A 26,541-nucleotide genomic window follows, 5' to 3' on the forward strand; every position below is an offset into this window, starting at 1 on the left:
ACAACGACGCACTTGGAAACTTAAAGACTTCACGACAGTGCGTCGTTGTGTGCGGTGCATTATAGAGATTTTCAAAACCCTTGCAAGTACTTTTTTGTAAAAATATTTAAAAAAATGATCTTTTGATTAAACCTCAATCAATTTATATAAATTTTTCTCCAAAGCTAAACGCCCATTTCATTAATTTGATTAGCGAATTTCTTCACTTTATCCCAATTTGTATATTCGATCTCTTTCTTAGGATCTGTCTCGCCACCAGTAATTTTCATAATAATCTGAATCATAACACGATCAATCCATCTGTATCGTGGATAAAAGAGTGCACCTGCAAATACTGCGGCTAATTTAGGTTTCCATTCTGTACGTTGTAAAAATTTACGTACATAAGTATTACTTTCTGGATTATCTTTGCCTTCTTTACGAGCAGTTAAATTAACCCCAAAAAAAACCGCACTTTTTTGTTCAAGTTGATAACGATTGCTTTCAACAAAGCGATAAAGCGCTTTATTAAAGTGCCCATATCGTATAGATGCACCAACTATTACACGATCAAAAGACTCAATCGTATAATTTTCCATTAATGCATCTACATAAACCTCTCCATCAATATATCTAGATAAAAAATCAGCAATTTTTTTCGTCTGTCCATCATGGCTTGAATATAATATTAACGTTTTCATTAGTTTTTCCAAAAAGTAGGTGTAAATAAAGCGAGAAGAGTAAAAATTTCAAGTCGCCCACATACCATTGCGATAATTAAAATCCACTTAGCACTATCGGGTATACTCACCATATTACTATTTACTTCCCCTAGTGCAGGTCCTAAATTATTTAGGGTTGCCAATACGGCATTAAAGGCATTAAAAGGGTCAACACCACAAGCAACGACACCAAGTAAACAGATAATAAACACTAGAAGATAAGCTGAAAAGAATGCCCAAATACTACCAATCACTCTTTCATCTAACACATTTCTTCCCCACTTGATGGGATAAACTAAATTAGGGTGAACAACACGTTTAAGTTCTCGTTTCCCTTGTAAATACAGTACAAGTATACGCGCAACACGTAAACCACCACCGACAGAACCAGCACAACCGCCCATAAATGAAGCCAATATTAAAAGAACAGGTACAAAAGAAGGCCAAACAGTGAAATCAGAAGTTGTATAGCCCGTTGTCGTTGAAATAGATACCGTCTGGAACAATACTTGCTCAAAATCTTTCCATGATGAAGTAAAATAATTATGACTCCACATCACTAATGTACAGATTATTACTAGTATAGTCTGGATACTTATAAAAAAACGAAATTCAGGGTCACGTAGATAAATCTTAAAAAAATTCTCATGGCCAATGGTCGAAAACGCACGAAAGTGTAATCCAAAATTACAGGCGGAAATCAGTAAAAATAATACGGTGATCAAATTAACTAATGGACTATTGAAATAGCCGATACTCGCATCATGAGTTGAAAAGCCACCGATTGAAACAGTAGAAAAGCTATGAGTTATAGCATCAAAAACTCCCATCCCAGCCAACCAATATGCTAATGCACAAAAAACAGTTAAAGAAATATAAATCACCCAAAGAACTTTTGCTGTTTCAGTAATCCTTGGTCTAATTTTTTGTTCTTTCATTGGCCCCGACATTTCAGCTCTATAAAGTTGCATCCCCCCCACACCTAATAATGGAATGATAGCTATTGCGAGTACAATAATTCCCATTCCACCAAGCCATTGCAAAAATTGACGATAAAATAACATCGCTTTTGGAAGGTTATCCAATCCTCTCATCACTGTTGCACCAGTTGTCGTTAATCCAGAAAAGGCTTCAAATGCTGCTGAAGCAACTGTTAAATTTAGTACATCAAATAATAAAAATGGTAACGTCGCTAAACCACCTAGAACAAACCAAAATGCGACAACAATTAAAAAACCATCACGAGAACGCAATTCTTGTTTGTAGTGATGGCAAGGCCACCAGAGCAGTACGCCAACAGTCAAGCTAAAAGTAAATGCCTGTATGAAAGCTTTTCCGCCTCCATCACCATAAATCAATGCAATGAATGCCGGAATAAGCATCGTTCCGGAAAAACAGATAATCAGGATACCAATAATTCGTATTATAGATAAAATATGCACAGTTATTCGCCTATTCAATTGATTTAATCACTAGTTTTCCCATTGATTTATCTCTCAATTCTCTAACAAAAGATTCAACCGTTTGTTTACTAATACCCAATGTTAAAAATACTTGGGACTGAAAATTTTGAGCTAATATTTCTACTTCATACTTATCACAAAGTAACTGTACTAGACTCAATTGACTATAATGACAATCTAAACCAAAAAGGGAACGTTCTACTCTTATTTCTGTTTCTAATAATTTCAATGCTTGCTGTACTCCATTACTATAGGCTCTAACTAATCCTCCTGTACCTAACAAAATTCCACCATAATAACGTACCACTATAGCGCTAATTTCACCAATATTACTACCTTGAAGAACACTAAGCATTGGTTTACCCGCCGAACCTGATGGTTCGCCGTCATCAGAAAAAGCACATTGTAAAGAATCTACTGGATTTCCCATTACCGCAGCCCAACAATGATGGCGCGCTGCTCTATGCTCTCGTTTAATCTCTTCCAAAAAAGCTTTAGCTTCAGCGATCCCTGTAGTCCTCTGTAAATAAGTGATAAAACGGCTTTTCTTAATTTCTTCTTCAAAAATAACCGAACTTTTAGGAACAAGATACGCAAACATATTATTTTTGTTCATTTTTGATTACATCGGTCGTCACTAAAACAAGTAATTTATCAAATACGATATATTCACAATAATAAAAAAACCCAGTAAAACCTGGGTTATCATCTAATTATTTCACAACCGTAAATGTTAAAGGACCATATTCCATCTCTCCTAACTTAATAAAGATAGTATATTTACCTCGAGGATCTTTTTGATCAAAACTCCAACAATTTATTACTAATTTCCCATCGTTTAAGGAATCGCGCTGACTCGTTATTGTATGTGTTTTTTTATCTTCAGATGAAGTTACCATTCCTATATCTGATGAAATATAAAAATTTGCTTTAGCTGGAGATGTAAAAATCTCTGTGGCTTGAACTTTCTTTCCAAATGAGCCATTTATTCGCCAGCATAATTGTTGTTTTTTAGAAGAACGTGAAATTTCTAATTTATCCAATAAAACTGGCAGTTTACTTGATACATCATAAACACCTAAATAAAGACGAGATTGTTGTTCTTGAGCATTTGGTGTTTCAGAAAGAGCCACCTGAGCACTTAGACTTGCTGATAATGCAGCAATAATTAAAGCTTTTTTCATCATTATACCCCTCTTAATAGAGGTACTGATTATACAAAAAATCGCACAAAAATCTACCGCACTTTCATTTCACTTACTGAACAACCATAACACCAATACATCCCATATCAGCTAACATTAAATTCGATACACCAAATAAAAATGGGTAATTATTTGAAGAAACCTGATCAAACCGAACTAATATATGTGTTTTTCCTTTTACCCAAACAGTATCTTTCCAGGCTAACTCATCCGCTTGATAAATATGATCATCCTGACTTTCTACGACAAATTTTGCCCCCTGAATAGTAAACCCCACAGGTAAATTAGCATTTAAAATCCAACGCTCTACCGTACCTTTTCGAACCACTACATCAATTCTTCTAGGATCAAAACGTCTTTGATTAATTAGCCCATTCGTCACATCAATATTGAACTCACGAATTTGCGCTATAGGTTGAACTAACATTTCTGGTGCATCTGTATCAAAAGTAAGATTTAATGTCTTGCTAAAAACTGTAGCTTCACCTTGTGCTCGTAACTCAATAACTGTATTATCCAGTAAATCATCACCACTGCTAAAAATATTTTTTATCTTATCTAACACGTCTCGTTTTTTACCATCAATCAATGAAACAGAATCAACCTCACTCATATTAATAAGTACTTCAACTCGTTCTCCTGGAGCAAGAATCACAGACTGAATACTTTTTGCCTTAGGTAAAAACCCCAGATCCTTAGCAATCAATAGCATACTCTGCTCATTATCTAGACGTAAATCATAAGCTCGCGCTAAAGATGCATTTAATAATCGTAAACGAACCCAACCACGAACAACATTTAAATAGGGTGCTTCTATACCGTTAACTAATAAACGATTTCCAACAAAATTTGGTTGATTTTGCTTAAAAAGTTGAAGGCCATTACTATTAAATGACATATCCTGTAAAATCAAAGGGATATCATCTACACCATATTTATGAGGAATATTCGCCTGAATACTTTGCTCATCTTCAACTAACCACATTCCTACAAGCCCTCGGTATGTTTGATAAGCCGAATTCGCTAATATAGAAGAACGGTACCAACACGTTGCCGCAGCTTGCTCAATCGGTACTATCGGAGCCCAAGTCTCGTCTTTTTTTAATACCCGAGCAGCACCTCCAAAAAGCTCCCCTGAAGCCTGCAACCCTTGAATGGACAAAGCTATCGATTGCGGCAAATTATTATGGTAATTTAGTTTGGCAAAATTAGTTGATTTGATTTTTATCGTTGGCCCCAAATAATTGCCATTGAATCCCCATGCTGTTACATTATGCTTTCCATCTAATTCATAATTAACTTCCTGCATAGTAAGCACTATTGGACGTCCTCGACGAACTTCTATCAAAGGTGGAACAATTAATTTATCACGTACAGCAGCCCATAATGGCATTGGTAAACTAAAAAGTGCAGCTGAAATAGTAGTATTTTTTAATAATTGACGACGAGAGAAAGTTTGCATTTTAATTCCTTTTCGCAATTTCCATATCTAGTTCAGCAATGCGTTTCTCCATCAAATCATGACAATAAGTAGCAAGATCACGCACATTATCTTTGTTGTAACCTGAAACATCAATAGGATCTAACATTTCACAAATCACTATTCCATTATTCCAACGATTTAAATTAATTTTATTGTGTGTTGTTGAACAAACAACTGGAATAATTGGTACCCCCGCAGAAATTGCTGCATGAAACGCCCCTGTCTTAAAAGGCAATAACCCACGGCCTCGACTACGAGTACCCTCTGGAAACATCCAAATAGACAAATTGTCTTCATTAATCCGGTGAGCAAGTTGCGCCATAGTACTATGAGCTTTAGTCCGATTCTCACGATCTAAAAATATATTACCTGTAATCCAATATAGGATCCCAAAAAAAGGAATCCAAATTAAACTTTTCTTACCAACACTCACAGTTCTCGGACGAACCATATAAGATATCGTCACCATATCATAATTATTTTGATGATTGCCAATATAAATAGCTGGACTTAATTTATTGATAGAATTTGGAAAACGATATTCTACTTTCAAACCAAACAACGGATGTAAGCGCCCAAACCAACGAGCCATAATCCCTACATTACTCGGATTTTTAAACCTAATAAATGAATAAACTGTACCCAATACACAAATCAGAATACAACAAACTGTAACAATAAAAATTCTAAGCAGTTTTAACATATCTTGATCCTATTTAATTTTTTAATTCACATCTATAGTTAATAAACTAAAATATAGTTATATTTTTCAAATTATAACAAATTAAGTTATAGTTTACGTCTATCTAGAAGAGATTAATGGAATATTTATGAAACATTCTTATTTTATTTCTGATTTGCATTTAAGTGAAACAAAACCTGAATTAACCGCACTTTTTATAAGCTTTATACAAAACATCGAACCAGAAACTGAACAAGTTTATATATTAGGTGATTTATTCGATTTCTGGGTTGGTGATGATGAACAGTCCCCACTAATTATAAAAATAAAGAACCTACTAAAATCCTTGCATGATAAAGGAGTGCAATGTTATTTCCAACATGGAAATCGCGATTTTCTTATTGGAGAGCGTTTTTCAAAAGAAACGGGAGTTGAATTATTACCAGAATACAAGCTCATCAATCTTTACGGAAAAAATATCTTACTATGTCATGGTGATAGCCTTTGTATTGATGACACTGCCTATCAGAAATTTCGTAACAAAGTTAATAATAAGTGGCTACAACGAACATTTCTATGTTTACCATTAAAACTTCGAATAAAAATTGCTGAAAAAATCCGCTCTAAAAGTAATCAAGATAAACAAAAAAAATCAGTAAAAATCATGGATGTAAATAAAACATTCACTATACAAAAAATGCAGGAGTTTAATGTGGATTTGCTAATTCACGGACATACCCATAGAGAAAATATTCATAAAGAAGAGGGAATGACTAGAATTGTGCTGGGAGACTGGCGCAAGGAATATGCATCTATCTTAGAGTTAAGAGAAGATTCTCTCATTCATTTTAAGAAATAATAATCATGGACTATTAAATAATTTTCTAAAAATCCATAAAAACATATTAGAAACTAACGCTCTTCTACTTTATATCATTAATTCTCTAAATATATAAAAAAACCCACTATAAAGTGGGTTTTTCTTAAAATATCAACTACTATTCCGCAGATGCTGCATCAACAACTTCTGGGCGGTCAACTAGCTCAATATATGCCATTGGAGCATTATCACCTGCACGGAAACCACATTTCAAGATGCGAGTGTAGCCACCTGCACGTTGAGCAAAACGTGGACCTAATTCATTGAATAATTTTGCAACAGTTTCAACGTTGCGAGTACGAGCGAATGCTAAACGACGGTTTGCAACGCTATCTACTTTTGCTAATGTAATTAACGGTTCAACTACACGGCGTAATTCTTTAGCTTTAGGCAAAGTAGTCTTAATGATTTCATGACTAACTAAAGCACTTGCTAAGTTACGAAACATCGCTTGGCGATGGCTGCTATTACGGTTTAGTTGACGACCACTCTTACGATGGCGCATGATCTTATCCTTCTCAGAAAAATCTTAACCTATGACCAAACTAGTCTTCAGCAATACTTGCTGGTGGCCAATTTTCAAGGCGCATACCAAGTGACAAGCCACGTGAAGCGAGCACATCCTTAATTTCAGTAAGAGATTTCTTACCAAGATTAGGTGTTTTTAATAATTCAACTTCTGTACGTTGTACTAAATCACCGATATAATGAATTGTTTCTGCTTTCAAACAGTTAGCAGAACGAACTGTCAACTCTAAATCATCTACAGGACGTAATAAAATCGGATCAAATTCCGGTTTTTCTTCCTTAATTTCAGGTTGACGAACATCACGCAAATCAACGAATGCATCGAGTTGCTCTGCTAAGATTGTTGCAGCACGACGAATTGCTTCTTCAGGCTCAAGCGTACCATTAGTTTCTAACTCAATAACAAGTTTATCTAGATCAGTACGTTGTTCAACACGAGCTGCTTCAACATTATATGCAATGCGATCAACTGGGCTATAACAAGCGTCAACAAGTAAGCGGCCAATTGGACGCTCCTCTGCTTGACTATGAGTGCGAGCTGAAGCTGGAACATATCCTCTACCACGCTGAACTCGAATACGCATACTGATTGATGCATTTTCGTCAGTTAAGTGACAGATTACATGATTCGGATTCACAATTTCAACATCACCATCATGGGTGATATCCGCTGCAACAACAGGGCCAATTCCAGATTTATTTAGTGTCAGAATAACATCATCTTTATTCTGTACTTTAACCGCTAGACCTTTAAGGTTTAAAAGAACTTCAAGAATATCCTCTTGAACACCTTCCTTACTACTATATTCGTGCAATACGCCATCAATTTCCACTTCAGTTACAGCACAACCTGGCATTGAAGACAGAAGGATACGACGTAATGCATTACCTAGAGTATGGCCAAAACCACGCTCTAACGGCTCTAAGATCACTTTAGCATGAGTTGAACTAATTTGTTCAATATCTACTAAACGTGGTTTTAAAAATTCTGTAACAGAACCCTGCATTTTATCCTCTCTTTGCTTTTAAGCTTAACTATTATTTAGAGTAAAGCTCAACGATCAGATGTTCGTTAATATCTGCTGATAAATCAGAACGCTCAGGAACACGTTTGAACACACCTTCCATTTTTGCAGAATCAACTTCTAACCATGTTGGTTTTTCTCTTTGTTCTGCTAATTCTAATGATGCTTTAATACGTGCTTGTTTTTTAGATTTCTCACGAACAGCAACAACATCATTTACAGAAACTTGGAGAGATGGAATGTTAACAACACGACCATTTACAACAATCGCTTTATGGCTCACTAATTGGCGAGCTTCTGCACGAGTTGCAGCAAATCCCATGCGATAAACAACGTTATCCAATCTACCTTCTAATAACACTAATAAATTTTCACCAGTGTTACCTTTTAAACGGTTTGCTTCTTTATAGTAGTTACGGAATTGACGTTCTAAAATACCATAGATACGACGAACTTTTTGTTTTTCACGTAATTGACTACCATAGTCAGACAAACGCGGTTTACGAGCACCATGTTGACCAGGTGCTGTATCAATTTTACATTTTGAATCAATCGCACGCACGCCTGATTTAAGAAATAAATCAGTACCTTCACGACGGCTGAGCTTGAGTTTTGGACCCAAATATCTTGCCATTTTCTTTCTCCAACTATCCTATATACGTCTTAAACGCGACGTTTTTTCGGTGGACGACAACCGTTATGAGGAATCGGAGTCACATCAGTAATATTCGTGATACGGAAACCCGCTGCGTTTAACGCGCGAATTGTAGATTCACGACCTGGACCCGGACCTTTAACCATAACTTCCAAGTTCTTTAAGCCGAATTCTTTAACAATTTCAGCACAACGTTCAGCAGCAACTTGCGCAGCGAACGGGGTAGATTTACGAGAACCACGGAAACCTGAACCACCTGCAGTCGCCCATGCTAGAGCGTTACCTTGACGGTCAGTAATAGTAACGATTGTATTATTGAAAGATGCGTGAATATGTGCTACGCCATCTACGACTTGTTTTTTTACACGTTTACGTGCACGAACTGGTGTTTTAGCCATTCTTTATTTACCCCGACTATTTTTTGATCGGCTTACGTGGACCCTTACGGGTACGCGCATTAGTTTTAGTACGTTGACCACGTACCGGTAAACTACGACGGTGACGTAAACCACGATAACAACCTAAATCTAAAAGACGTTTGATGTTTAGTGTTACTTCACGACGTAAATCACCTTCAACGGTAAATTTACCAACTTCGTCACGCAGTTTGTCAATCTGCTCTTCAGACAATTCTCTGATCTTAACATCTTCAGCAATACCCGCTGCAGCACAAATAGCTTTTGAACGAGTCTTACCAATACCGTAAATTGCAGTTAAAGCGATTACAGCGTGTTTGTGATCAGGAATGTTAATGCCTGCAATACGGGCCACTATGCACTCCTATTATTTTAACTAATTTGGTATTCTGATCTTGAAAAGCCCGTTTTCAGGATACTCAAACAGAATACCAAGGACATAAATGAGTTGAGCAGTATAACTGCTCAACTGGTTCTTTGCAAGAAAAAATATGAATTAACCTTGACGTTGTTTATGCTTAGGATCGCTGCACAATACACGTACAACACCTTCACGTTTAACAATTTTACAGTTACGACACATTTTCTTTACGGAAGCACGAACTTTCATTGCTTATCCTTTTCTACTAAATGAACAATTATTGTCCAAAACCTTTAAGGTTTGCTTTTTTCAACGCAGACTCATATTGAGACGACATTAAGTGACTCTGAACCTGCACGATGAAATCCATAATTACAACGACTACAATTAAAAGAGATGTTCCACCGAAGTAAAATTTAACATCCCAAGCCGATGTCATAATATAAGGAACTAAACACACAAACGTTACATAAAGACCGCCAATCAGTGTAAGACGAGTCATAACTTTATCAATATAACGAGAGGTTTGTTCCCCTGGTCTAATTCCTGGAATAAATGCACCAGATTTTTTTAGATTATCTGCTGTATCTCGCGGATTATACTGCATTGCAGTGTAAAAGAAGCTAAAGAAAATAATTGCTACAGCATAAACAAGTAAATAAAGAGGCTGACCAGGATTCAACAACATAGATAAGTTATTTAACCACTCAAACTTATCATTTTGTCCAAACCATTGAGTTAAGGTAGCTGGAAATAAAATAATACTTGAGGCAAAAATTGCCGGCATTACGTTTGCCATATTTACTTTCAATGGTAAATGTGTCGAATGACCACCTAAAATTTGACGACCTTGTTGACGCTTTGCATATTCAACGCGAATTCTGCGCTGTCCTCTTTCAACAAAAACAACGAAATAAGTTACTGCAAATACAATAGCTGCGATCAGAAGAAGCACTAATGGATGCATCTGTCCTTGACGAGCCTGCTCAATAGTTTGAAGTATAGCTGATGGTAAACCAGCTACGATACCGCCAAAAACAAGAATTGAAATACCGTTACCAATACCTCTTTCAGTAATTTGTTCACCTAACCACATGAGGAACATAGTTCCAGTTACTAAGCTAACAACTGAAGTGAAGTAAAAGCCAAATCCAACATTTGGCACTAAGCCAGGTAACATATTTGGTAAACCTGTTGAAATAGCTACTGCCTGAATGGTCGCAAAAACAACTGTCGCATACCGAGTATACTTAGAAATTTTACGTTGACCAGCAGCACCTTCTTTCTTTAATTCTGCTAAAGCAGGAGAAACCGTTGCAAGCAACTGAATTACAATAGATGCCGAGATATACGGCATAATACCTAATGCTAAGATAGATGCACGGCTTAATGCACCACCAGAGAACATGTTAAACATGTCAATGATGGTGCCTTTTTGTTGTTCAACTAATTGAGCTAGCACAGCCGCATCAATACCAGGAACCGGAATGAAAGAACCAATTCGGTAAACGATAAGCGCACCTAAAACGAAAAGTAATCGGCTTTTTAATTCACCTTTACCGCTATTAGTACTTCTTGCTTGATAACCTGGTTGTTTAGCCATTTGCTAATTATTCCTCAACTGAACCGCCAGCAGCTTCAATTGCTGCTTTTGCACCCTTAGTTACACGCAAACCACGAACTGTTACTGCAGATTTCACTTCACCCGCTAAAACTACTTTAGCGAATTGGATATCTTTAGTTAAGATATTTGCTGCTTTTAATGTTTCTAAGGTTACTACATTACCTTCAACTTTGGTTAACTCATTCAAACGAACTTCTGCAGTTACTGCAGCCTTCATTGAAGTAAAACCAAATTTTGGTAAACGACGGTATAACGGCATTTGACCACCTTCGAAACCGCGACGAACACCGCCACCAGTACGAGATTTTTGACCTTTATGACCACGGCCACCAGTCTTGCCTAAACCTGAACCAATACCACGACCGAGGCGTTTAACGCTATGCTTTGCACCTTCAGCCGGAGATAGAGTATTTAAACGCATCTCTTACTCCTCCACTTTAACCATGTATGAAACTTGGTTAATCATACCACGTACTGCAGGCGTATCAATTAACTCAACAGTGTGGTGCATATGGCGAAGACCAAGACCACGCAAGGTAGCTTTATGCTTCGGTAAACGAGCAATTGAGCTACGAACTTGTGTTACTTTAATAGTTTTAGCCATTATTCATTACCCCAAGATTTCATCAACAGTTTTACCGCGTTTTGCAGCAACCATTTCTGGTGATTTCATGTTTGCTAATGCATCAATAGTTGCACGAACAACGTTAATTGGGTTGGTAGAACCATACGCTTTAGAAAGAACGTTACGTACACCTGCAACTTCCAATACTGCACGCATTGCACCACCAGCGATGATACCTGTACCTTCGCTTGCTGGTTGCATAAATACACGTGAACCAGTATGAACACCTTTAACTGGATGCTGTAATGTACCTTCATTCAAAGCAACGTTAATCATATTACGACGTGCTTTTTCCATTGCTTTTTGGATCGCTGCTGGAACTTCGCGTGCTTTACCATAACCAAAACCTACTCGGCCATTACCATCGCCCACCACAGTTAATGCAGTGAAACTCATAATACGACCACCTTTTACAGTTTTTGATACACGGTTTACTGCGATTAGCTTCTCTTGCAGTTCACCAACTTGTTTTTCGATGTTTGACATCTCAATTTACCTCATTAGAACTGTAGACCAGCTTCACGTGCAGCGTCCGCTAAAGTTTGGACACGACCATGATATTTAAAACCGGAACGATCAAAAGCAACAGCTTGAACGCCTTTTGCTAATGCGCGTTCTGCAACAGCTTTACCTACTGCAGCAGCAGCATCTTTATTACCGGTGTATTTTACTTGCTCACGAATTGCTTTCTCAACAGTTGAAGCAGCGGCAAGCACTTCTGAACCGTTTGGTGCAATAACTTGTGCATAAATATGACGTGGAGTGCGGTGAATAACTAAACGAGTTACACCTTGCTCTCTCATCATATGACGAGCACGAGCTGCACGACGGATACGAGCTGATTTCTTATCCATAGTGTTACCTTAATTATTTCTTCTTAGCCTCTTTGATACGTACCACTTCATCAGCGTAACGTACCCCTTTACCTTTATAAGGTTCAGGACGGCGATAAGCACGAATATCTGCTGCAACTTGACCGATCAACTGTTTGTCTGCACCTTTCAACACGATTTCGGTTTGAGATGGACATTCTGCAGTAATACCTGCCGGCAAAGTGTGCTCTACTGGGTGAGAATAGCCTAAACTTAATGCAATTGCATTGCCTTTAAGTTGAGCTCTGTAACCTACACCCACCAATACTAATTTTTTAGTGAAACCTTCAGTAACACCGATAACCATAGCATTAACTAATGCACGAGCAGTACCCGATTGAGCATTTGCTTCAACAAAACCTTCACGTGGAGTGAACGTAAATAGTCCGTTATCTTGTTTTACTTCAACTGATTCATGAATTGTGCGAGATAACTCGCCATTTTTACCTTTTACTGTTAATAGCTGACCGTCGAGTTTAACTTCAACGCCGGCAGGAATATTAACAGGTGCCTTTGCAACACGAGACATTTTCCTACCTCTCTATTAAGCTACATAACAGATGATCTCACCGCCTAAACCTGCTTGACGAGCAGCGCGGTCAGTCATAACACCTTTAGATGTAGAAATAACTGCAACACCTAAACCGCCCATAACTTTTGGTAATTCATCTTTACGTTTGTAAATACGAAGACCAGGACGACTTACACGTTGGATGCTTTCTACAACTGGTTTGCCTTGGAAATATTTTAAAGTAATTTCCAATTCAGGTTTAGCACCTTCTAAAACTTTTACGCTTTCGATATAACCTTCAGCAGCTAATACGTTGGCAATTGCCACTTTTAGCTTGGAAGAAGGCATATTGATTGCAACTTTGTTCGCAGCTTGACCGTTACGAATACGGGTCAGCATATCTGCGATTGGATCTTGCATACTCATTGTACTTTTTCTCCGATTCCAAAATAAAGTGGTATATTACCAGCTCGCTTTTTTAAGGCCTGGGATTTCACCGCGCATTGCAGCTTCACGAACCTTAATTCGGCTTAAACCAAACTTACGTAAAACGCCATGAGGACGTCCAGTTTGGCGGCAACGGTTACGTTGACGAGATGGGCTAGAATCACGTGGTAAAGTTTGTAACTTTAACACTGCATCCCAACGATCTTCATCAGAGGCATTGACATCAGAAATGATTTTCTTTAATTCAACACGTTTTGCGTAGAATTTTTCAGCCAATTTAACGCGTTTTACATCGCGTGCTTTCATTGATTGTTTAGCCATTATAACCTGCCTTATTTACGGAATGGGAAATTAAAGGCAGCAAGTAGTGCTTGACCTTCTTCATCATTCTTAGCAGTAGTTGTGATAGTGATATCTAAACCACGTACACGATCTACTTTATCGTAATCGATTTCAGGGAAGATGATTTGTTCACGCACACCCATGCTATAGTTACCACGACCATCGAATGATTTCGCGCTTAAACCGCGGAAGTCACGAATACGTGGAACAGCAATTGTAATTAAACGTTCAAAGAACTCCCACATACGCTCACCGCGTAGTGTTACTTTACAACCGATTGGATATCCCTGACGGATTTTAAAGCCAGCAACAGATTTACGAGCTTTAGTTACTAAAGGTTTTTGACCGCTGATTGCTGCTAAGTCCGCTACTGCGTTGTCTAGCAATTTTTTGTCGGTCAATGCTTCACCCACACCCATATTCAGGGTAATCTTTTCGATTCGTGGGACTTGCATGACAGATTTGTAGCCGAATTTATTTTTTAATTCGCTTACTACTTGATCTCTGTAGTAATCATGCAGTTTCGCCATCGCATTACTCCAGTTTGTTAGATAATTTCATTGTTAGATTTGAAGAAACGTACTTTTTTGCCGTCTTCGAATCTAAAACCTACACGGTCAGCTTTATTTGTTTTAGGATTGAAAATCGCAACATTTGAAACGTCAATTGCAGCTTCTTTTTTCACTAAACCACCAGCTTTTCCTAATGCAGGAACTGGTTTTTCATGTTTAGTAATAATGTTGATACCTTCAACAAACACTTTACCGTTTGGTAACACTTTAGTTACCTTGCCACGTTTGCCCTTATCTTTACCAGTAAGAACAATTACTTCATCATTTTGACGGATTTTAGCAGCCATTACATTCCCCTTACAGTACTTCTGGAGCTAAAGAAATGATCTTCATGAATTTCTCAGAACGAAGTTCACGAGTCACTGGTCCAAAAATACGAGTACCGATTGGTTGCTCAGTGTTATTATTTAAAATTACACAAGCGTTACCATCGAAACGAATAACTGAGCCATCTGGGCGACGAACACCCTTCTTGGTGCGCACAACAACTGCTTTTAATACATCACCTTTTTTTACTTTACCGCGTGGAATTGCTTCTTTTACAGTAATTTTGATGATGTCACCAATCGCAGCATAACGACGGTGCGATCCACCTAGAACCTTGATACACATTACGCTGCGAGCGCCTGAATTATCAGCAACATCCAGCATAGTCTGTTCTTGGATCATATTAGTGCTCCGTTAAGATTAAAAAAACACCCTTTCGGGACGAACCTATCCGCACTACTCGGATAGAACGGCGGATAGGTAGCGGATTTTATCAAAAGAAAAAGAGAAAGGCAATGATAATTTACCTTTATCCTCTAAACCCATTTACTAAAAGTGCGGTTGAAATTTACAATACTTAAATGTAAAAAAGCCAATGGAATTAACCATTGGCCTTTTATTGTTACATTGTGAATTAAGCGATTACCGCTTTCTCAACAACACGAACTAAAGTCCAAGATTTGGTTTTTGATAGAGGGCGACATTCGCGAATCTCTACAGTATCACCAACTTTGGCTTCATTGTTCTCATCGTGTACGTGTAATTTAGTTGTACGACGGATAAATTTACCATATAAAGGGTGTTTTACCTTACGTTCAATAGCAACAACGAAAGATTTTTCCATTTTGTCGCTAACAACTTTACCTTGTACGCTACGAATTTTATCAGTCATTACTCACCCGCCTTTTCGGTTAATACAGTTTTTACACGTGCAATATCACGACGCACTTGTTTAGCCTGATGGGTTTGTTGAAGCTGACCGGTGGCTGTCTGCATACGCAACTTGAATTGTTCACCTAAAAGGTTTACTAATTCAGCATTCAGCTCTTCAACACTTTTTGTACGTAAATCTTGAGCTTTCATTACATCACCGTCTTAGTTACGAAAGTGGTCTTAACTGGCAATTTAGCAGCTGCTAATGCAAATGCGTTTCTTGCTACTTCTTCAGACACACCATCCATTTCATAAAGCACTTTACCCGGTTGGATTAAGGCTACCCAGTACTCAACGTTACCTTTACCTTTACCCATACGGACTTCTAATGGTTTTTCAGTAATTGGTTTATCTGGGAATACACGAATCCAGATTTTACCTTGACGTTTTACTGCACGTGACATTGCACGACGTGCCGCTTCGATTTGACGAGCGGTTAAACGACAACGACCAACTGCTTTTAAACCGTAAGTACCGAAGCTAACTTCAGTACCGCCCGCGATACCACGGTTGCGGCCTTTGTGAACTTTACGGAATTTTGTACGTTTTGGTTGCAACATTTAGCGTTTCTCCTTACTTACGACCTTTACCGCGAGGAGCCTTTTTAGGCTTGTCGGCAGGTTGTTGTTCTGATTGCGCAACGGCAGCCATTCCACCAAGAATTTCACCTTTGAAGATCCATACTTTAACGCCGATTACGCCGTAAGTTGTATGAGCTTCTGCAGTGTTATAATCGATGTCCGCACGAAGAGTATGTAGAGGTACACGACCTTCACGATACCATTCTGAACGTGCGATTTCTGCACCACCTAAACGACCACTAACCTCAACTTTGATACCTTTAGCACCTAAACGCATTGCGCTTTGTACCGCACGTTTCATTGCACGACGGAACATTACGCGACGTTCTAATTGAGAAGCGATGCTATCTGCAACTAATTTCGCATCTAATTCAGGTTTTTTCACTTCAGCAATGTTGATTTGAGCAGGAACACCAGCGATTTTAGACACTGCGTTACGTAATTTTTCAACATCTTCGCCTTTTTTACCGATTACGATACCAGGACGAGCTGTGTGAATAGTTACACGAATACTTTTAGCTGGACGCTCAATAGTAATACGTGAAACTGAAGCATTTGCTAATTCTTTATTTAAGAATTTGCGTACTTTGAAATCGCCTTCAAGATTGTCAGCGAAGTCTTGTGTATTCGCGAACCAAGTAGAGCTCCAAGGTTTAACAATACCTAGGCGAATACCATGTGGATGTACTTTTTGACCCATTGCTATTCCTCTACTTATTAACGATCTGACACAACCACAGTAATGTGGCTAGTACGTTTTAAAATACGATCTGCACGACCTTTAGCACGTGGCATAACACGTTTCATGCTAGGACCTTCATCAACGAAGATTTTAGCAACTTTAAGATCATCGATATCTGCACCGTCATTGTGCTCTGCGTTTGCAATAGCTGACTCTAAAACTTTCTTCACTAAAGCTGCTGCTTTTTTGTTAGTGAAAGTTAAGATTTCTAATGCTTGCGCAACTTTTTTACCACGAATTAAATCGGCAACTAAGCGAGCTTTTTGGGCAGAAGTGCGAGCGTAACGATGTTTTGCGATAGTTTCCATCTATTTACCTCTTATTTCTTAGCTTTCTTATCTGCCGCGTGACCGCGGTATGTACGAGTCGGTGCAAATTCACCAAGCTTATGACCGATCATTTCATCAGATACATAAACAGGAACGTGCTGACGACCATTATGGACTGCGATGGTCAATCCGATCATTGATGGAATGATCATTGAACGACGGGACCAAGTTTTGATTGGTTTTTTATCCCCGCTTTCCACCGCCTTCTCTACCTTCTTCAACAAGTGTAGGTCAAGGAAAGGACCCTTCTTGAGAGAACGTGGCATGGCTAATCCTCTTTAATTTAATCTATTATTTGCCACGACGACGTACGATATATTTATCAGTACGTTTGTTGTGACGAGTTTTCTTACCTTTGGTTTGAACGCCCCAAGGAGTTACTGGGTGTTTACCAAAGTTACGACCTTCACCACCACCATGTGGGTGATCTACTGGGTTCATTGCAGTACCACGAACTGTAGGGCGAATACCTCTCCAGCGGTTAGCACCAGCTTTACCCAATACGCGAAGCATATGTTCTGAGTTACCAACTTCACCGATTGTTGCAACACATTCAGCTAATACTTTACGCATTTCGCCAGAACGTAAACGTAAAGTTACATAGTTGCCTTCACGTGCGATGATTTGTACATAAGCACCAGCAGAACGAGCGATTTGACCGCCTTTACCTGGTTTTAATTCAACGTTATGTACTGTTGAACCAACTGGGATATTACGCATTGGTAATGAGTTACCCACTTTAATTGGTGAGTTTACGCCAGCTTGGATTTGATCGCCTACTGACAGACCTTTAGGTGCTAAGATATAACGGCGTTCACCATCTTTATAAAGCACTAAAGCAATGTTAGCAGAACGGTTTGGATCATATTCTAAACGCTCAACAACCGCTGGGATGTCTAACTTGTTACGTTTGAAATCGATTAAACGGTAGTGTTGTTTGTGACCGCCACCAATGTGACGAGTAGTAATACGACCATAGTTGTTACGACCACCAGTTTTAGACTTAGTATCTAGAAGAGGTGCGTAAGGTTTACCCTTGTGTAATTCAGGGTTCACGATTTTAACAACGTGACGACGACCAGCGGAGGTCGGCTTACATTTAACGATAGCCATTCTCTAATTTCCTCCGATTACTCTGCACTGTCCACGAAGTCCAAGTTTTGGCCTTCGGCTAAAGTTACATAAGCTTTTTTCCAGTCGCTGCGACGACCCATTTTGCTACCACGGCGTTTAGTTTTACCTTTAACAACCACGGTACGAACAGAGTCAACTTTTACTTCAAATAATTGAGCAACAGCAGCAGCAATTTCAGCTTTGTTCGCATCTAAAGCAACTTTAAGTACAACAGTGTTAGATTTTTCAGCATTGTTAGTTGCTTTTTCAGAGATGTGCGGTGCACGTAGCACGCTTAGCAAACGTTCTTGACTCATGCTAGGATCTCCTCAATTTGTTTCACAGCGTCAACAGTAACAATCACTTTATCGAAAGCGATTAAGCTAACTGGATCGATACCTTGAACATCACGTACATCAACTTTGTATAAGTTACGTGCTGCTAAGAATAGATTTTCATCTAAACTTGCTGTGATAATTAATGCATCTTCAACTGCTAAATCTTTTAATTTTTGTACTAAAACTTTAGTTTTTGGTGCATCTAATTCGAATTTTTCAACAACAACCAAACGGTCTTGACGAACTAATTCAGAAAGAATGCTTTTGATAGCACCACGGTACATTTTCTTGTTCACTTTTTGGCTGTGATCTTGTGGTTTAGCCGCGAAGGTTATACCACCAGAACGCCAGATTGGTGATTTGATATCACCAGCACGAGCACGACCTGTACCTTTTTGACGCCAAGGTTTTTTACCTGAACCAGACACTTCAGCACGAGTTTTTTGCGCACGAGTACCTTGACGCGCACCTGCTGCATAAGCAACAACAACTTGGTGGATCAACGCTTCGTTAAACTCACGTCCGAAGGTAGTTTCAGAAACAGTTAGTGCGTTTGCACCTACAACTTGTAATTCCATCTCTATCTCCTAGACTTATGCTTTAACTGCTGGCTTAACGATAACATCGCCATTGATAGCACCAGGTACAGAACCTTTTACTAATAGCAATTTACGCTCAGCATCTACACGAACAACTTCAAGTGATTGAACAGTTACACGTTCAGCACCTAAATGTCCTGCCATTTTTTTACCTTTAAACACACGACCTGGAGTTTGGTTTTGACCAATAGAACCAAGTACACGATGTGATAAAGAGTTACCATGAGTCGCATCTTGAGTACGGAAGTTCCAACGTTTAACACCACCTTGGAAACCTTTACCTTTAGAAGTACCGGTAACATCTACTTTTTTAACATCTGCAAAGATGTCAACATTGATTTCTTGACCTAAAGTGAATTCTTCACCTTCAGTACGAAATTCCCATAAACCGCGACCAGCTTCAACACCTGCTTTCACGAAATGGCCTGCTTCAGGTTTAGTTACACGATTCGCTTTTTTAGAACCAGTAGTAACTTGAACTGCAGTATAGCCATCGTTTTCAAGAGTTTTAACTTGAGCTACGCGGTTGGCTTCGATTTCGATAACGGTAACTGGTACAGAAACACCGTCTTCATTGAAGATACGGGTCATACCAACTTTACGACCGACTAAACCAATCATTGTAATAACCTCTTAATTAACCTAGGCTGATCTGCACGTCCACGCCGGCAGCCAAATCTAAACGCATTAATGCATCAACAGTTTTTTCTGTTGGCTCTACGATATCTACTAAACGTTTGTGAGTACGAATTTCGTATTGGTCACGTGCGTCTTTGTTTACGTGTGGAGAAATCAACACGGTGAAACGCTCTTTACGAGTTGGTAAAGGAATTGGACCACGAACTTGTGCACCAGTACGTTTAGCTGTTTCTACGATCTCCGCAGTAGATTGATCGATCAAACGGTGATCGAAAGCTTTTAAGCGGATACGGATTCTTTGGTTCTGCATTAGACCAGAGCTCCAATAAAATTTAGCTAATAAAAAACTAACACCAATCACAATTCTAACTTCAAAATAGAAAAGGAGGTGCAAGTTACCTGTTATATAGTCTCCAAATCGGAAACATTGTTTAGCGTGACATATCGTCATGCACGTTTAATAAATGATTACATTAAACGGCTTTCACATTGAAAGCCTGCAAATACTACACAAAAGTTAAACAAATTGCAAGGGATTTATTCAAAGCAAATAAAAAGTGCGGTCATTTATCACCATATTTTCTCATCGAACACTTAGAAAAATCACCGCACTTCACATATTAAAATTAATGATGGTTATCTAATAGCGTAATATGTCGTTTTGCTACAATCCACGCACCAACATATCCCATAATTAAACAGCACACTAATAAGAATACAAATTCGCCAACGCCTAATCCATTCAAACTGAATTGAACGGCAAAAATATCCGTTACATATTTCACTGCAGAAGTAAAATAGCTGATAATAAAGCTACTAAAAATTGCTGCAACTAACCCGCCTAACACCGCATAAATCATCCCTGTATAAAGATAAGGACGAAGAATAAATTGATCTGTTGCACCAAGCAATTTCATCACATCAATACTTGATCGGCTACTGTACACATCAGAGCGAATGCTGTTACCAATAACCAAAAATACCGCTATCGTCATTAATACAGTACAGAAAATTGCCACATGGGCAATTAACCAAGAAAGTGCGGTTAATTTTTCCATCCAGTCGTTATCCAAGCGAACTTCTTGTACCCCTTTAATTTTAGTTAAATTGGTACGTAACTCATCACGTTTTTCTGAAACATTAAAGTCGCTCGTTGGTTTTACCATAACGACCGCAGGTAATGGATTATCATCTAGAATTTCTAATTCTTCACCAAAGCCAGACCAGCTTTTAAATTCCTTTAAACTTTCTTGGCGAGAGACATAATTCAGTGATTCCACTCCATCTTGTTGACGGATTTTCTCTACCACTAAATTCGCATCTTCTTCACTTAAATTCTTATGAAGATAAATCGTCAATTCACTTTCAGGATAAAATTGAGTGGTTGCTAAATGTAAATTTTTCCACATTAAATAGCTCACGGTTGGGATTGTCAGAGATACAGCAATCACCAAAATCGTGAGCAGCGTGCCAAATTTACGTTGCCATAAATCCGTCCATACTGCACGCAAAGTATAGGCTATTTGAACAAAAAAGGATGCATCCGTTGGTCGGCTCATGATTATTCCTTAATAACGTAAATAACCTTGTTCAAGTACAAGACAAGGTTTTGGTTTTTGTTGAATTAAATTAATGTCGTGAGTAGCAATTAACACGGTCATTCCGAGGCGATTAAATTCTTCAAACAAATTAAAAATGCCTAAAGAAAGTTCATCGTCTAAATTACCCGTTGGTTCATCCGCTAGTAAGAGTTGAGGTTTATGCACAATCGCACGTGCAATATCAACGCGTTGCTGCTCCCCTCCAGAAATTTGTGGTGGCAAATAGTGCGCTTTATTACGCAACCCTACACGATCTAAAGATGCCATCGCACGTGTATGCGCATCTTTTGGATGCATACCTGCAATAATCAATGGCAATGCCACATTTTCCACCACCGTACGATCTGTTAATAAACGATAATCTTGGTGAACCATACCAATTTGGCGACGCAAAAATGGAATTTCATATTTTGACAAGCGAGTAATATCGTGTCCGTTAAACCAAATTTGACCCGCGTTGGCTTTTTCCATCCCCATAATAAGCTTGAGTAATGTACTTTTCCCTGCGCCTGAATGCCCAACTAAGTAAGTCATACTTCCCACTGGAAGATGAAAATTCAAGCCTTGTAACGCGGGCTGCGTTGCACCATGATAGGCTTTAGAAACATTTGAGAACTTAATCACAATTTTTCCTTATTCTTTTTATTCTTCTTCATGAACGAATAATGCCTCAATAAATTCTTTGGCATTAAACTCACGTAAATCTTCAATTTTCTCACCTACACCGATATAGCGAATAGGCAACTTAAACTGATCGGCTATGGCAAAAATCACGCCGCCTTTTGCCGTGCCATCTAATTTAGTTAGAGAGATCCCTGTTAAACCGACAGCCTCATTAAATAACTTCGCTTGGCTAACAGCATTTTGTCCTGTCCCAGCATCCAGCGTAAGCATAATTTCATGTGGAGCAGTTTCATCATATTTTTTCATAACACGAACAATTTTTTTCAGTTCGTCCATTAAGTTATTTTTATTTTGTAGACGACCCGCTGTATCCGCAATAAGAATATCAATATTACGTGCAGCCGCTGATTGCATCGCATCAAAAATCACCGATGCAGAATCAGAGCCAGTGCTTTGCGCAACAACTGGAATGTGATTGCGTTCTCCCCAAACTTGAAGCTGCTCAACAGCCGCCGCACGGAAAGTATCGCCCGCCGCAAGCATCACCGATTTTCCTTCAGCCTGAAATTTACGTGCAAGCTTACCAATTGTCGTCGTTTTACCTACGCCATTTACGCCCACCATTAAAATAACATAAGGTTTCTTCGTAGTATCAATCACAAGAGGCTGTGCCACTGGCTCAAGAATATCCGCCATTTCTGCTTTTAATTGTTGATATAAAAGCTCAGCATCTTGTAATTCTTTGTGACTTGCATGTTCAGTCAAATTTTTGATGATTTTACTTGTTGTCGGCACGCCAATATCCGCAATCAAAAGTTGTTCTTCTAATTCTTCAAACAACTCGTCATCAATTTTCTTTCCTAAGAAAAAACTACGAAAACCTGCGCCAATATTTTGTTTGGTTTTCAGTAATCCCTTAACTAAACGACTAAAAAAGCCCCCTTCACTTGGCTTTTCGCGAGTTTCAATTTCAACAACAGGCTGAAGCTCATCTTTAATATCTTCAACAATTTCAGATTCAACCACGGCTTCTGTAACCGGAAGATCATCTTCTAAATTTTTTAATTCGATGATTTCTTCGACTGGCTCAAATTCGGTTGAAATTTCCTGTATTTTTTCTTCTTCAACTATTTCATTCGTCTCAATACTTTCAGCTAAAAACGGCTTAGAATCCACCGCACTTTCTACTGCCTCTAATTCAGACGGTTCTTCAACTAAATCATGAGTTTCAAGTTTTTCAATAGATGGCTCGATATCTTTAATCTTTTCTTCTTCAATTGTCGGCTCAATTTTAGGTTCATCTTGCTTTTTATTACGCCCAAATAACGACGCCCAAAATCCGCCTTTTTTATTTTCTTCAGCCATAAAATGCTCTCTTAACTGTAATCCGATAAAAATGTCGTTTATTCTAGCAAAAAATCGTCTAAACTAAGCACAATTTTCAATAAAAATCGAATCTTTATGAAAAAAATACAAACGCCAAATGCAAAGGGCGAGGTTCGCATTATTGCTGGGCTATGGCGAGGGCGAAAACTTCCAGTATTAAATTCAGAAGGCTTACGCCCGACTGGCGATAGAGTGAAAGAAACGCTTTTTAATTGGTTAATGCCTTATATCCATCAGTCTGAATGTTTAGATGGCTTTGCGGGAAGTGGTTCATTAGGTTTTGAAGCACTTTCTCGCCAAGCGAAAAAGGTGACTTTTTTAGAATTAGATAAAACCGTCGCCAATCAATTAAAAAAGAATTTGCAAACGCTCAAATGCTCATCAGAACAGGCTACAGTGATTAATCAAAGTAGTTTGGATTTTCTAAAACAGCCACAAAATCAACCGCACTTTGATATCGTGTTTTTAGATCCACCCTTTCATTTTAATTTGGCAGAACAAGCAATTAATTTGCTTTGTGAAAATAATTGGCTAAAACCCAATGCGTTAATTTACGTAGAAACAGAGAAAGATAAACCACTCATCACACCTCAAAACTGGACGTTATTGAAAGAAAAAACGACAGGAATGGTGAGTTATCGTTTATATCAAAATTAGAGAAAAAATTATGTTAGATATTGTTTTATACGAACCAGAAATTCCCCAAAATACGGGCAATATTATCCGCCTTTGCGCCAATACAGGATTTCGCTTGCACTTAATTGAACCGCTAGGTTTCACTTGGGATGATAAACGCTTACGCCGCTCAGGTTTGGATTATCACGAATTTGCGGAAATCAAACGCCACAAGACTTTTGAAGCCTTTTTAGAAAGCGAAAAACCCAAACGTCTCTTTGCACTTACAACAAAAGGCAGTCCAGCACATAGCCAAGTGAAGTTTGAACTTGGTGATTATTTAATGTTTGGCCCAGAAACTCGTGGTATTCCAATGTCAATTTTAAATGAAATGCCGATGGAACAAAAAATCCGTATTCCAATGACAGCCAATAGTCGCAGTATGAACTTGTCTAATTCAGTCGCAGTAACGGTTTATGAAGCTTGGCGACAATTAGGCTATGAAGGCGCAATCAATTTACCTGAAGCCAAATAAAAAAATAGGTGACCGATAAAATCAACTCGATCACCTGTTTTTTTAAACTGCCTTATTCACCCAGTGAGTAAGGCAATACGACATACTCTAGCGCTACCCCATTTAGTAAGCGAAATTTTTGTTGAGCTGTCGTGTCGTTATTCATCACAACTTGCAACCATAAAACACCATCTAAATTAACCGCACTTGTAATCGTGCCGGTTTTTCGCCAATTAGATTCAATCTGCATTTCGATTTCACTGCCAATTTCCACTTCCTGCTGGGTTTGAGCTTTAAAGACAAACATTGAGCGTTTATTCGCACCACGATATTTCGCACGAGCTACGGTTTCTTGCCCAATATAGCAACCTTTAGTAAAAGAAATGGCTTGCTCAATTACCTGTAAATTTAGCGCTTGTGGGATAAATTCATTTTGCGTTTGTGAGCTTAAATTTGGCAATCCCGATTGAATATCGGCTACATCCCAAATTTTTTCATCGCCACTAAAATTCACTGGCAATTCGGTTTCATTCAATAAAATTGAACGTTGTCCATCAATTTCCAAGGAAAATTGCGGTGTAATTTTTCCACATTTTTCACCTATCACGCCAATGATTTGCCAATCACGTAAATCAAAACTCACTTTGGAAAATACCGCATATTTTTTCAAGGCATCTAGCCCACTTGGCAAAAGATCTTTCTTAACGAGTAAAAAGAATTGTTCACTACTTATTTTAAACAAACGGTAAATTGCATTCATTTTACCTTTTGGATCACAGTGAGCAGTAAGTGTTGTTGCTCCACTTGCTAATCGCATAACATCCGTCGTTAACTGCCCTTGCAAATATTTTTCTGCATCCACACCATGTGCCTCAATCAGTTGATATTGAGTAAGAGAAATAAATTGAGACATTCTACTTTCCTATTCTAAATTCTGAATTTGCTCACGCATTTGTTCGATAAGCACTTTTAGCTCAACCGCAGAAGCCGTGATATCGGCATTAATGGATTTGGACGCAAGGGTATTGGATTCACGATTCAATTCTTGCATCATAAAATCTAATTTACGACCAACTGCACCGCCTTTTTTCAAAATATTCGTGGTTTCTTTCACGTGCATTTGCAGGCGGTCAAGCTCTTCCGCTACATCAACACGTTGAGCCAATAAAATCATTTCTTGTTCCACACGTTGCGGATCAAGATTAATTTGAGCATCTTCAAAACGCTGCAATAAACGTTCACGCTGCCATTGTAAAACTGCCGGCATTTGTGACCGCACTTTATCCGCTTCCACGGCAATAGCATCCAAGCGTTGTTGAATAATATCGTTCAGTTTTTCCCCTTCACGACCACGCATTGCAATAAAATCTGTCAGCAAATCATCAAAGGCTGTCAACAAATCTTGACTAATCGCATCTAAGTCTTGCTCTTGCGCTTCCACCACACCGGGATAACGCAAGACATCCGTCAAATTAATTTCACCTTCTCCAGCCTGAGCTTTAATCCATTGTAAAGATTGAATAACTTGATTCGCAAGCTCTTTATTTAAATTCAATTCTGCATTTGTTTGTTTTTTTGTTTCAATGCGCAAAGAACATTCAATTTTACCGCGAGTAAGACTTTGACGAAGTTTCTCACGCAACGTGTTTTCTAATCCGCGAAATTGCTCGGGCAAACGGAAAAAGTTTTCTAAATAACGTTGGTTAACGGAACGAATTTCCCATACCGCATCGCCCCAATCTTTTTTCACTTCAAGGCGTGCAAAGGCGGTCATACTGTAAATCATAAGCTCTCCTATTTTGTCTTAGCTTTGTCTTAGTTGATTCGCTAAGTATTTTAACGAGATGAACACAGAAAGGGAAAAGAAA

Annotated in this window: 42 protein-coding genes; 3 read left to right on the forward strand and 39 right to left on the reverse strand. The window is 38.5% G+C overall.

The genetic code is table 11. The features are described from left to right. Positions 1–164 precede the first annotated feature (164 nt). The 6 genes from hemG to KKW16_RS08470 form a co-directional block, all read right to left on the reverse strand. Positions 165–680: a menaquinone-dependent protoporphyrinogen IX dehydrogenase gene (gene hemG / locus KKW16_RS08445; protein WP_048952558.1), complete on the reverse strand. Its 516-nt coding sequence runs from the start codon at positions 678–680 to the stop codon at positions 165–167. Continuing rightward, entirely contained in the window at positions 680–2,143 is a 1,464-nt protein-coding gene (locus KKW16_RS08450; RefSeq protein ID WP_048952557.1) for a TrkH family potassium uptake protein, read from the reverse strand. The genes hemG and KKW16_RS08450 overlap by 1 nt, the downstream gene beginning before the upstream one ends. 10 nt (positions 2,144–2,153) lie before the next feature. Next, positions 2,154–2,765, reverse strand: a complete 612-nt coding sequence (locus KKW16_RS08455) for a YigZ family protein (protein ID WP_048952556.1) — start codon at positions 2,763–2,765, stop codon at positions 2,154–2,156. Positions 2,766–2,877: 112 nt separating this feature from the next. Then, complete coding sequence (locus KKW16_RS08460) at positions 2,878–3,351, reverse strand: PM0630 family protein (protein ID WP_226385931.1); 474 nt, start codon at positions 3,349–3,351, stop codon at positions 2,878–2,880. 70 nt (positions 3,352–3,421) lie between these two features. Continuing rightward, positions 3,422–4,831, reverse strand: a complete 1,410-nt coding sequence (locus KKW16_RS08465) for a multicopper oxidase domain-containing protein (RefSeq protein ID WP_048952554.1) — start codon at positions 4,829–4,831, stop codon at positions 3,422–3,424. 1 nt (position 4,832) lies between these two features. Continuing rightward, a complete protein-coding gene (locus KKW16_RS08470; RefSeq protein ID WP_048952553.1) occupies positions 4,833–5,555 on the reverse strand; it encodes a 1-acylglycerol-3-phosphate O-acyltransferase in 723 nt (240 codons plus the stop codon). A 127-nt stretch (positions 5,556–5,682) separates the two neighbouring features. On the opposite strand from KKW16_RS08470, the gene lpxH reads away from it, so the two are divergent. Further along, positions 5,683–6,393, forward strand: coding sequence for a UDP-2,3-diacylglucosamine diphosphatase (gene lpxH, locus KKW16_RS08475; protein ID WP_048952552.1), 711 nt, complete (start codon positions 5,683–5,685; stop codon positions 6,391–6,393). 139 nt (positions 6,394–6,532) lie between these two features. On the opposite strand, the gene rplQ is transcribed toward lpxH, so the two are convergent. From rplQ to ftsY, 31 genes are all read right to left on the reverse strand, one after another. Beyond that, positions 6,533–6,919 (reverse strand): 50S ribosomal protein L17, encoded by a 387-nt coding sequence (gene rplQ, locus KKW16_RS08480; RefSeq protein WP_048952551.1) that lies wholly within the window; start codon positions 6,917–6,919, stop codon positions 6,533–6,535. A gap of 40 nt (positions 6,920–6,959) precedes the next feature. Next, positions 6,960–7,949 (reverse strand): DNA-directed RNA polymerase subunit alpha, encoded by a 990-nt coding sequence (locus KKW16_RS08485; protein WP_005625865.1) that lies wholly within the window; start codon positions 7,947–7,949, stop codon positions 6,960–6,962. A 31-nt stretch (positions 7,950–7,980) separates the two neighbouring features. After that, the gene (gene rpsD / locus KKW16_RS08490; protein WP_048952550.1) at positions 7,981–8,601 is read right to left on the reverse strand and encodes a 30S ribosomal protein S4; all 621 of its coding nucleotides are present in this window, start codon (positions 8,599–8,601) and stop codon (positions 7,981–7,983) included. Between the two features lie 29 nt (positions 8,602–8,630). Beyond that, the gene (gene rpsK / locus KKW16_RS08495; RefSeq protein ID WP_005543603.1) at positions 8,631–9,020 is read right to left on the reverse strand and encodes a 30S ribosomal protein S11; all 390 of its coding nucleotides are present in this window, start codon (positions 9,018–9,020) and stop codon (positions 8,631–8,633) included. A gap of 16 nt (positions 9,021–9,036) precedes the next feature. Continuing rightward, positions 9,037–9,393, reverse strand: coding sequence for a 30S ribosomal protein S13 (rpsM, locus tag KKW16_RS08500; protein ID WP_005625867.1), 357 nt, complete (start codon positions 9,391–9,393; stop codon positions 9,037–9,039). 141 nt (positions 9,394–9,534) lie between these two features. Further along, positions 9,535–9,648, reverse strand: coding sequence for a 50S ribosomal protein L36 (gene rpmJ, locus KKW16_RS08505; RefSeq protein ID WP_005625868.1), 114 nt, complete (start codon positions 9,646–9,648; stop codon positions 9,535–9,537). Between the two features lie 28 nt (positions 9,649–9,676). Continuing rightward, the gene (secY, locus tag KKW16_RS08510; protein ID WP_005625869.1) at positions 9,677–11,002 is read right to left on the reverse strand and encodes a preprotein translocase subunit SecY; all 1,326 of its coding nucleotides are present in this window, start codon (positions 11,000–11,002) and stop codon (positions 9,677–9,679) included. 7 nt (positions 11,003–11,009) lie between these two features. Beyond that, positions 11,010–11,444, reverse strand: coding sequence for a 50S ribosomal protein L15 (gene rplO / locus KKW16_RS08515; protein WP_048952549.1), 435 nt, complete (start codon positions 11,442–11,444; stop codon positions 11,010–11,012). A 3-nt stretch (positions 11,445–11,447) separates the two neighbouring features. Continuing rightward, positions 11,448–11,627 carry a 50S ribosomal protein L30 gene (gene rpmD / locus KKW16_RS08520; protein ID WP_005543631.1) on the reverse strand — a complete coding sequence of 60 codons (180 nt, stop codon included), beginning with the start codon at positions 11,625–11,627 and terminating at the stop codon, positions 11,448–11,450. Positions 11,628–11,633: 6 nt separating this feature from the next. Then, complete coding sequence (gene rpsE, locus KKW16_RS08525) at positions 11,634–12,134, reverse strand: 30S ribosomal protein S5 (protein WP_005625871.1); 501 nt, start codon at positions 12,132–12,134, stop codon at positions 11,634–11,636. 14 nt (positions 12,135–12,148) lie between these two features. Further along, positions 12,149–12,502, reverse strand: a complete 354-nt coding sequence (gene rplR, locus KKW16_RS08530) for a 50S ribosomal protein L18 (protein ID WP_005625873.1) — start codon at positions 12,500–12,502, stop codon at positions 12,149–12,151. Positions 12,503–12,515: 13 nt separating this feature from the next. Further along, the gene (rplF, locus tag KKW16_RS08535; RefSeq protein ID WP_215768188.1) at positions 12,516–13,049 is read right to left on the reverse strand and encodes a 50S ribosomal protein L6; all 534 of its coding nucleotides are present in this window, start codon (positions 13,047–13,049) and stop codon (positions 12,516–12,518) included. A gap of 15 nt (positions 13,050–13,064) precedes the next feature. Next, complete coding sequence (gene rpsH, locus KKW16_RS08540) at positions 13,065–13,457, reverse strand: 30S ribosomal protein S8 (protein WP_005625877.1); 393 nt, start codon at positions 13,455–13,457, stop codon at positions 13,065–13,067. A gap of 36 nt (positions 13,458–13,493) precedes the next feature. After that, the gene (rpsN, locus tag KKW16_RS08545) at positions 13,494–13,799 is read right to left on the reverse strand and encodes a 30S ribosomal protein S14 (RefSeq protein ID WP_005625879.1); all 306 of its coding nucleotides are present in this window, start codon (positions 13,797–13,799) and stop codon (positions 13,494–13,496) included. 11 nt (positions 13,800–13,810) lie between these two features. Next, entirely contained in the window at positions 13,811–14,350 is a 540-nt protein-coding gene (gene rplE / locus KKW16_RS08550; RefSeq protein WP_005625881.1) for a 50S ribosomal protein L5, read from the reverse strand. Positions 14,351–14,367: 17 nt separating this feature from the next. After that, positions 14,368–14,679, reverse strand: coding sequence for a 50S ribosomal protein L24 (gene rplX / locus KKW16_RS08555; protein ID WP_048952548.1), 312 nt, complete (start codon positions 14,677–14,679; stop codon positions 14,368–14,370). Between the two features lie 10 nt (positions 14,680–14,689). Beyond that, positions 14,690–15,061 (reverse strand): 50S ribosomal protein L14, encoded by a 372-nt coding sequence (gene rplN / locus KKW16_RS08560; RefSeq protein WP_005548786.1) that lies wholly within the window; start codon positions 15,059–15,061, stop codon positions 14,690–14,692. A 232-nt stretch (positions 15,062–15,293) separates the two neighbouring features. After that, positions 15,294–15,551, reverse strand: coding sequence for a 30S ribosomal protein S17 (gene rpsQ, locus KKW16_RS08565; RefSeq protein ID WP_005625886.1), 258 nt, complete (start codon positions 15,549–15,551; stop codon positions 15,294–15,296). Continuing rightward, on the reverse strand, positions 15,551–15,742 hold the full coding sequence (rpmC, locus tag KKW16_RS08570; RefSeq protein WP_005625888.1) for a 50S ribosomal protein L29: 192 nt from the start codon (positions 15,740–15,742) through the stop codon (positions 15,551–15,553). Before rpmC ends, rpsQ begins: the two co-directional genes overlap by 1 nt. Then, entirely contained in the window at positions 15,742–16,152 is a 411-nt protein-coding gene (gene rplP, locus KKW16_RS08575; RefSeq protein WP_005625890.1) for a 50S ribosomal protein L16, read from the reverse strand. Before rplP ends, rpmC begins: the two co-directional genes overlap by 1 nt. Positions 16,153–16,165: 13 nt before the next feature. After that, a complete protein-coding gene (gene rpsC / locus KKW16_RS08580; RefSeq protein ID WP_005625894.1) occupies positions 16,166–16,873 on the reverse strand; it encodes a 30S ribosomal protein S3 in 708 nt (235 codons plus the stop codon). Between the two features lie 17 nt (positions 16,874–16,890). Continuing rightward, a complete protein-coding gene (gene rplV, locus KKW16_RS08585; protein ID WP_005625897.1) occupies positions 16,891–17,223 on the reverse strand; it encodes a 50S ribosomal protein L22 in 333 nt (110 codons plus the stop codon). An 11-nt stretch (positions 17,224–17,234) separates the two neighbouring features. Continuing rightward, on the reverse strand, positions 17,235–17,510 hold the full coding sequence (gene rpsS / locus KKW16_RS08590; protein ID WP_005539416.1) for a 30S ribosomal protein S19: 276 nt from the start codon (positions 17,508–17,510) through the stop codon (positions 17,235–17,237). A gap of 25 nt (positions 17,511–17,535) precedes the next feature. Further along, positions 17,536–18,357 (reverse strand): 50S ribosomal protein L2, encoded by an 822-nt coding sequence (gene rplB, locus KKW16_RS08595; protein ID WP_005625898.1) that lies wholly within the window; start codon positions 18,355–18,357, stop codon positions 17,536–17,538. A 17-nt stretch (positions 18,358–18,374) separates the two neighbouring features. Continuing rightward, positions 18,375–18,674 (reverse strand): 50S ribosomal protein L23, encoded by a 300-nt coding sequence (gene rplW / locus KKW16_RS08600; RefSeq protein WP_005625900.1) that lies wholly within the window; start codon positions 18,672–18,674, stop codon positions 18,375–18,377. Then, positions 18,671–19,273, reverse strand: a complete 603-nt coding sequence (gene rplD, locus KKW16_RS08605; RefSeq protein ID WP_005625901.1) for a 50S ribosomal protein L4 — start codon at positions 19,271–19,273, stop codon at positions 18,671–18,673. Before rplD ends, rplW begins: the two co-directional genes overlap by 4 nt. Before the next feature lie 15 nt (positions 19,274–19,288). Then, positions 19,289–19,915, reverse strand: a complete 627-nt coding sequence (gene rplC, locus KKW16_RS08610) for a 50S ribosomal protein L3 (protein WP_215768189.1) — start codon at positions 19,913–19,915, stop codon at positions 19,289–19,291. A 16-nt stretch (positions 19,916–19,931) separates the two neighbouring features. After that, positions 19,932–20,243 (reverse strand): 30S ribosomal protein S10, encoded by a 312-nt coding sequence (rpsJ, locus tag KKW16_RS08615; RefSeq protein ID WP_001181005.1) that lies wholly within the window; start codon positions 20,241–20,243, stop codon positions 19,932–19,934. Positions 20,244–20,559: 316 nt separating this feature from the next. Beyond that, entirely contained in the window at positions 20,560–21,492 is a 933-nt protein-coding gene (gene ftsX / locus KKW16_RS08620) for a permease-like cell division protein FtsX (protein ID WP_048952547.1), read from the reverse strand. 9 nt (positions 21,493–21,501) lie between these two features. Next, positions 21,502–22,158 carry a cell division ATP-binding protein FtsE gene (gene ftsE, locus KKW16_RS08625; RefSeq protein WP_005635730.1) on the reverse strand — a complete coding sequence of 219 codons (657 nt, stop codon included), beginning with the start codon at positions 22,156–22,158 and terminating at the stop codon, positions 21,502–21,504. 18 nt (positions 22,159–22,176) lie between these two features. Beyond that, positions 22,177–23,523 carry a signal recognition particle-docking protein FtsY gene (gene ftsY / locus KKW16_RS08630; RefSeq protein ID WP_165818760.1) on the reverse strand — a complete coding sequence of 449 codons (1,347 nt, stop codon included), beginning with the start codon at positions 23,521–23,523 and terminating at the stop codon, positions 22,177–22,179. Positions 23,524–23,619: 96 nt separating this feature from the next. Between ftsY and rsmD the strand changes: the two genes are divergently transcribed. Then, complete coding sequence (gene rsmD, locus KKW16_RS08635) at positions 23,620–24,201, forward strand: 16S rRNA (guanine(966)-N(2))-methyltransferase RsmD (protein ID WP_048952545.1); 582 nt, start codon at positions 23,620–23,622, stop codon at positions 24,199–24,201. Positions 24,202–24,211: 10 nt separating this feature from the next. Next, on the forward strand, positions 24,212–24,694 hold the full coding sequence (trmL, locus tag KKW16_RS08640; protein WP_048952544.1) for a tRNA (uridine(34)/cytosine(34)/5-carboxymethylaminomethyluridine(34)-2'-O)-methyltransferase TrmL: 483 nt from the start codon (positions 24,212–24,214) through the stop codon (positions 24,692–24,694). A gap of 52 nt (positions 24,695–24,746) precedes the next feature. On the opposite strand, the gene ygfZ is transcribed toward trmL, so the two are convergent. Both ygfZ and KKW16_RS08650 read right to left on the reverse strand, forming a co-directional pair. Then, a complete protein-coding gene (ygfZ, locus tag KKW16_RS08645) occupies positions 24,747–25,586 on the reverse strand; it encodes a CAF17-like 4Fe-4S cluster assembly/insertion protein YgfZ (RefSeq protein WP_111407992.1) in 840 nt (279 codons plus the stop codon). 9 nt (positions 25,587–25,595) lie between these two features. After that, complete coding sequence (locus tag KKW16_RS08650) at positions 25,596–26,459, reverse strand: YicC/YloC family endoribonuclease (protein WP_046939605.1); 864 nt, start codon at positions 26,457–26,459, stop codon at positions 25,596–25,598. Positions 26,460–26,541: the final 82 nt, after the last annotated feature.

The organism is Haemophilus sp. SZY H8 (assembly GCF_018829755.1).
GTDB classification, from domain to species: Bacteria; Pseudomonadota; Gammaproteobacteria; order Enterobacterales; family Pasteurellaceae; genus Haemophilus; species Haemophilus haemolyticus_K.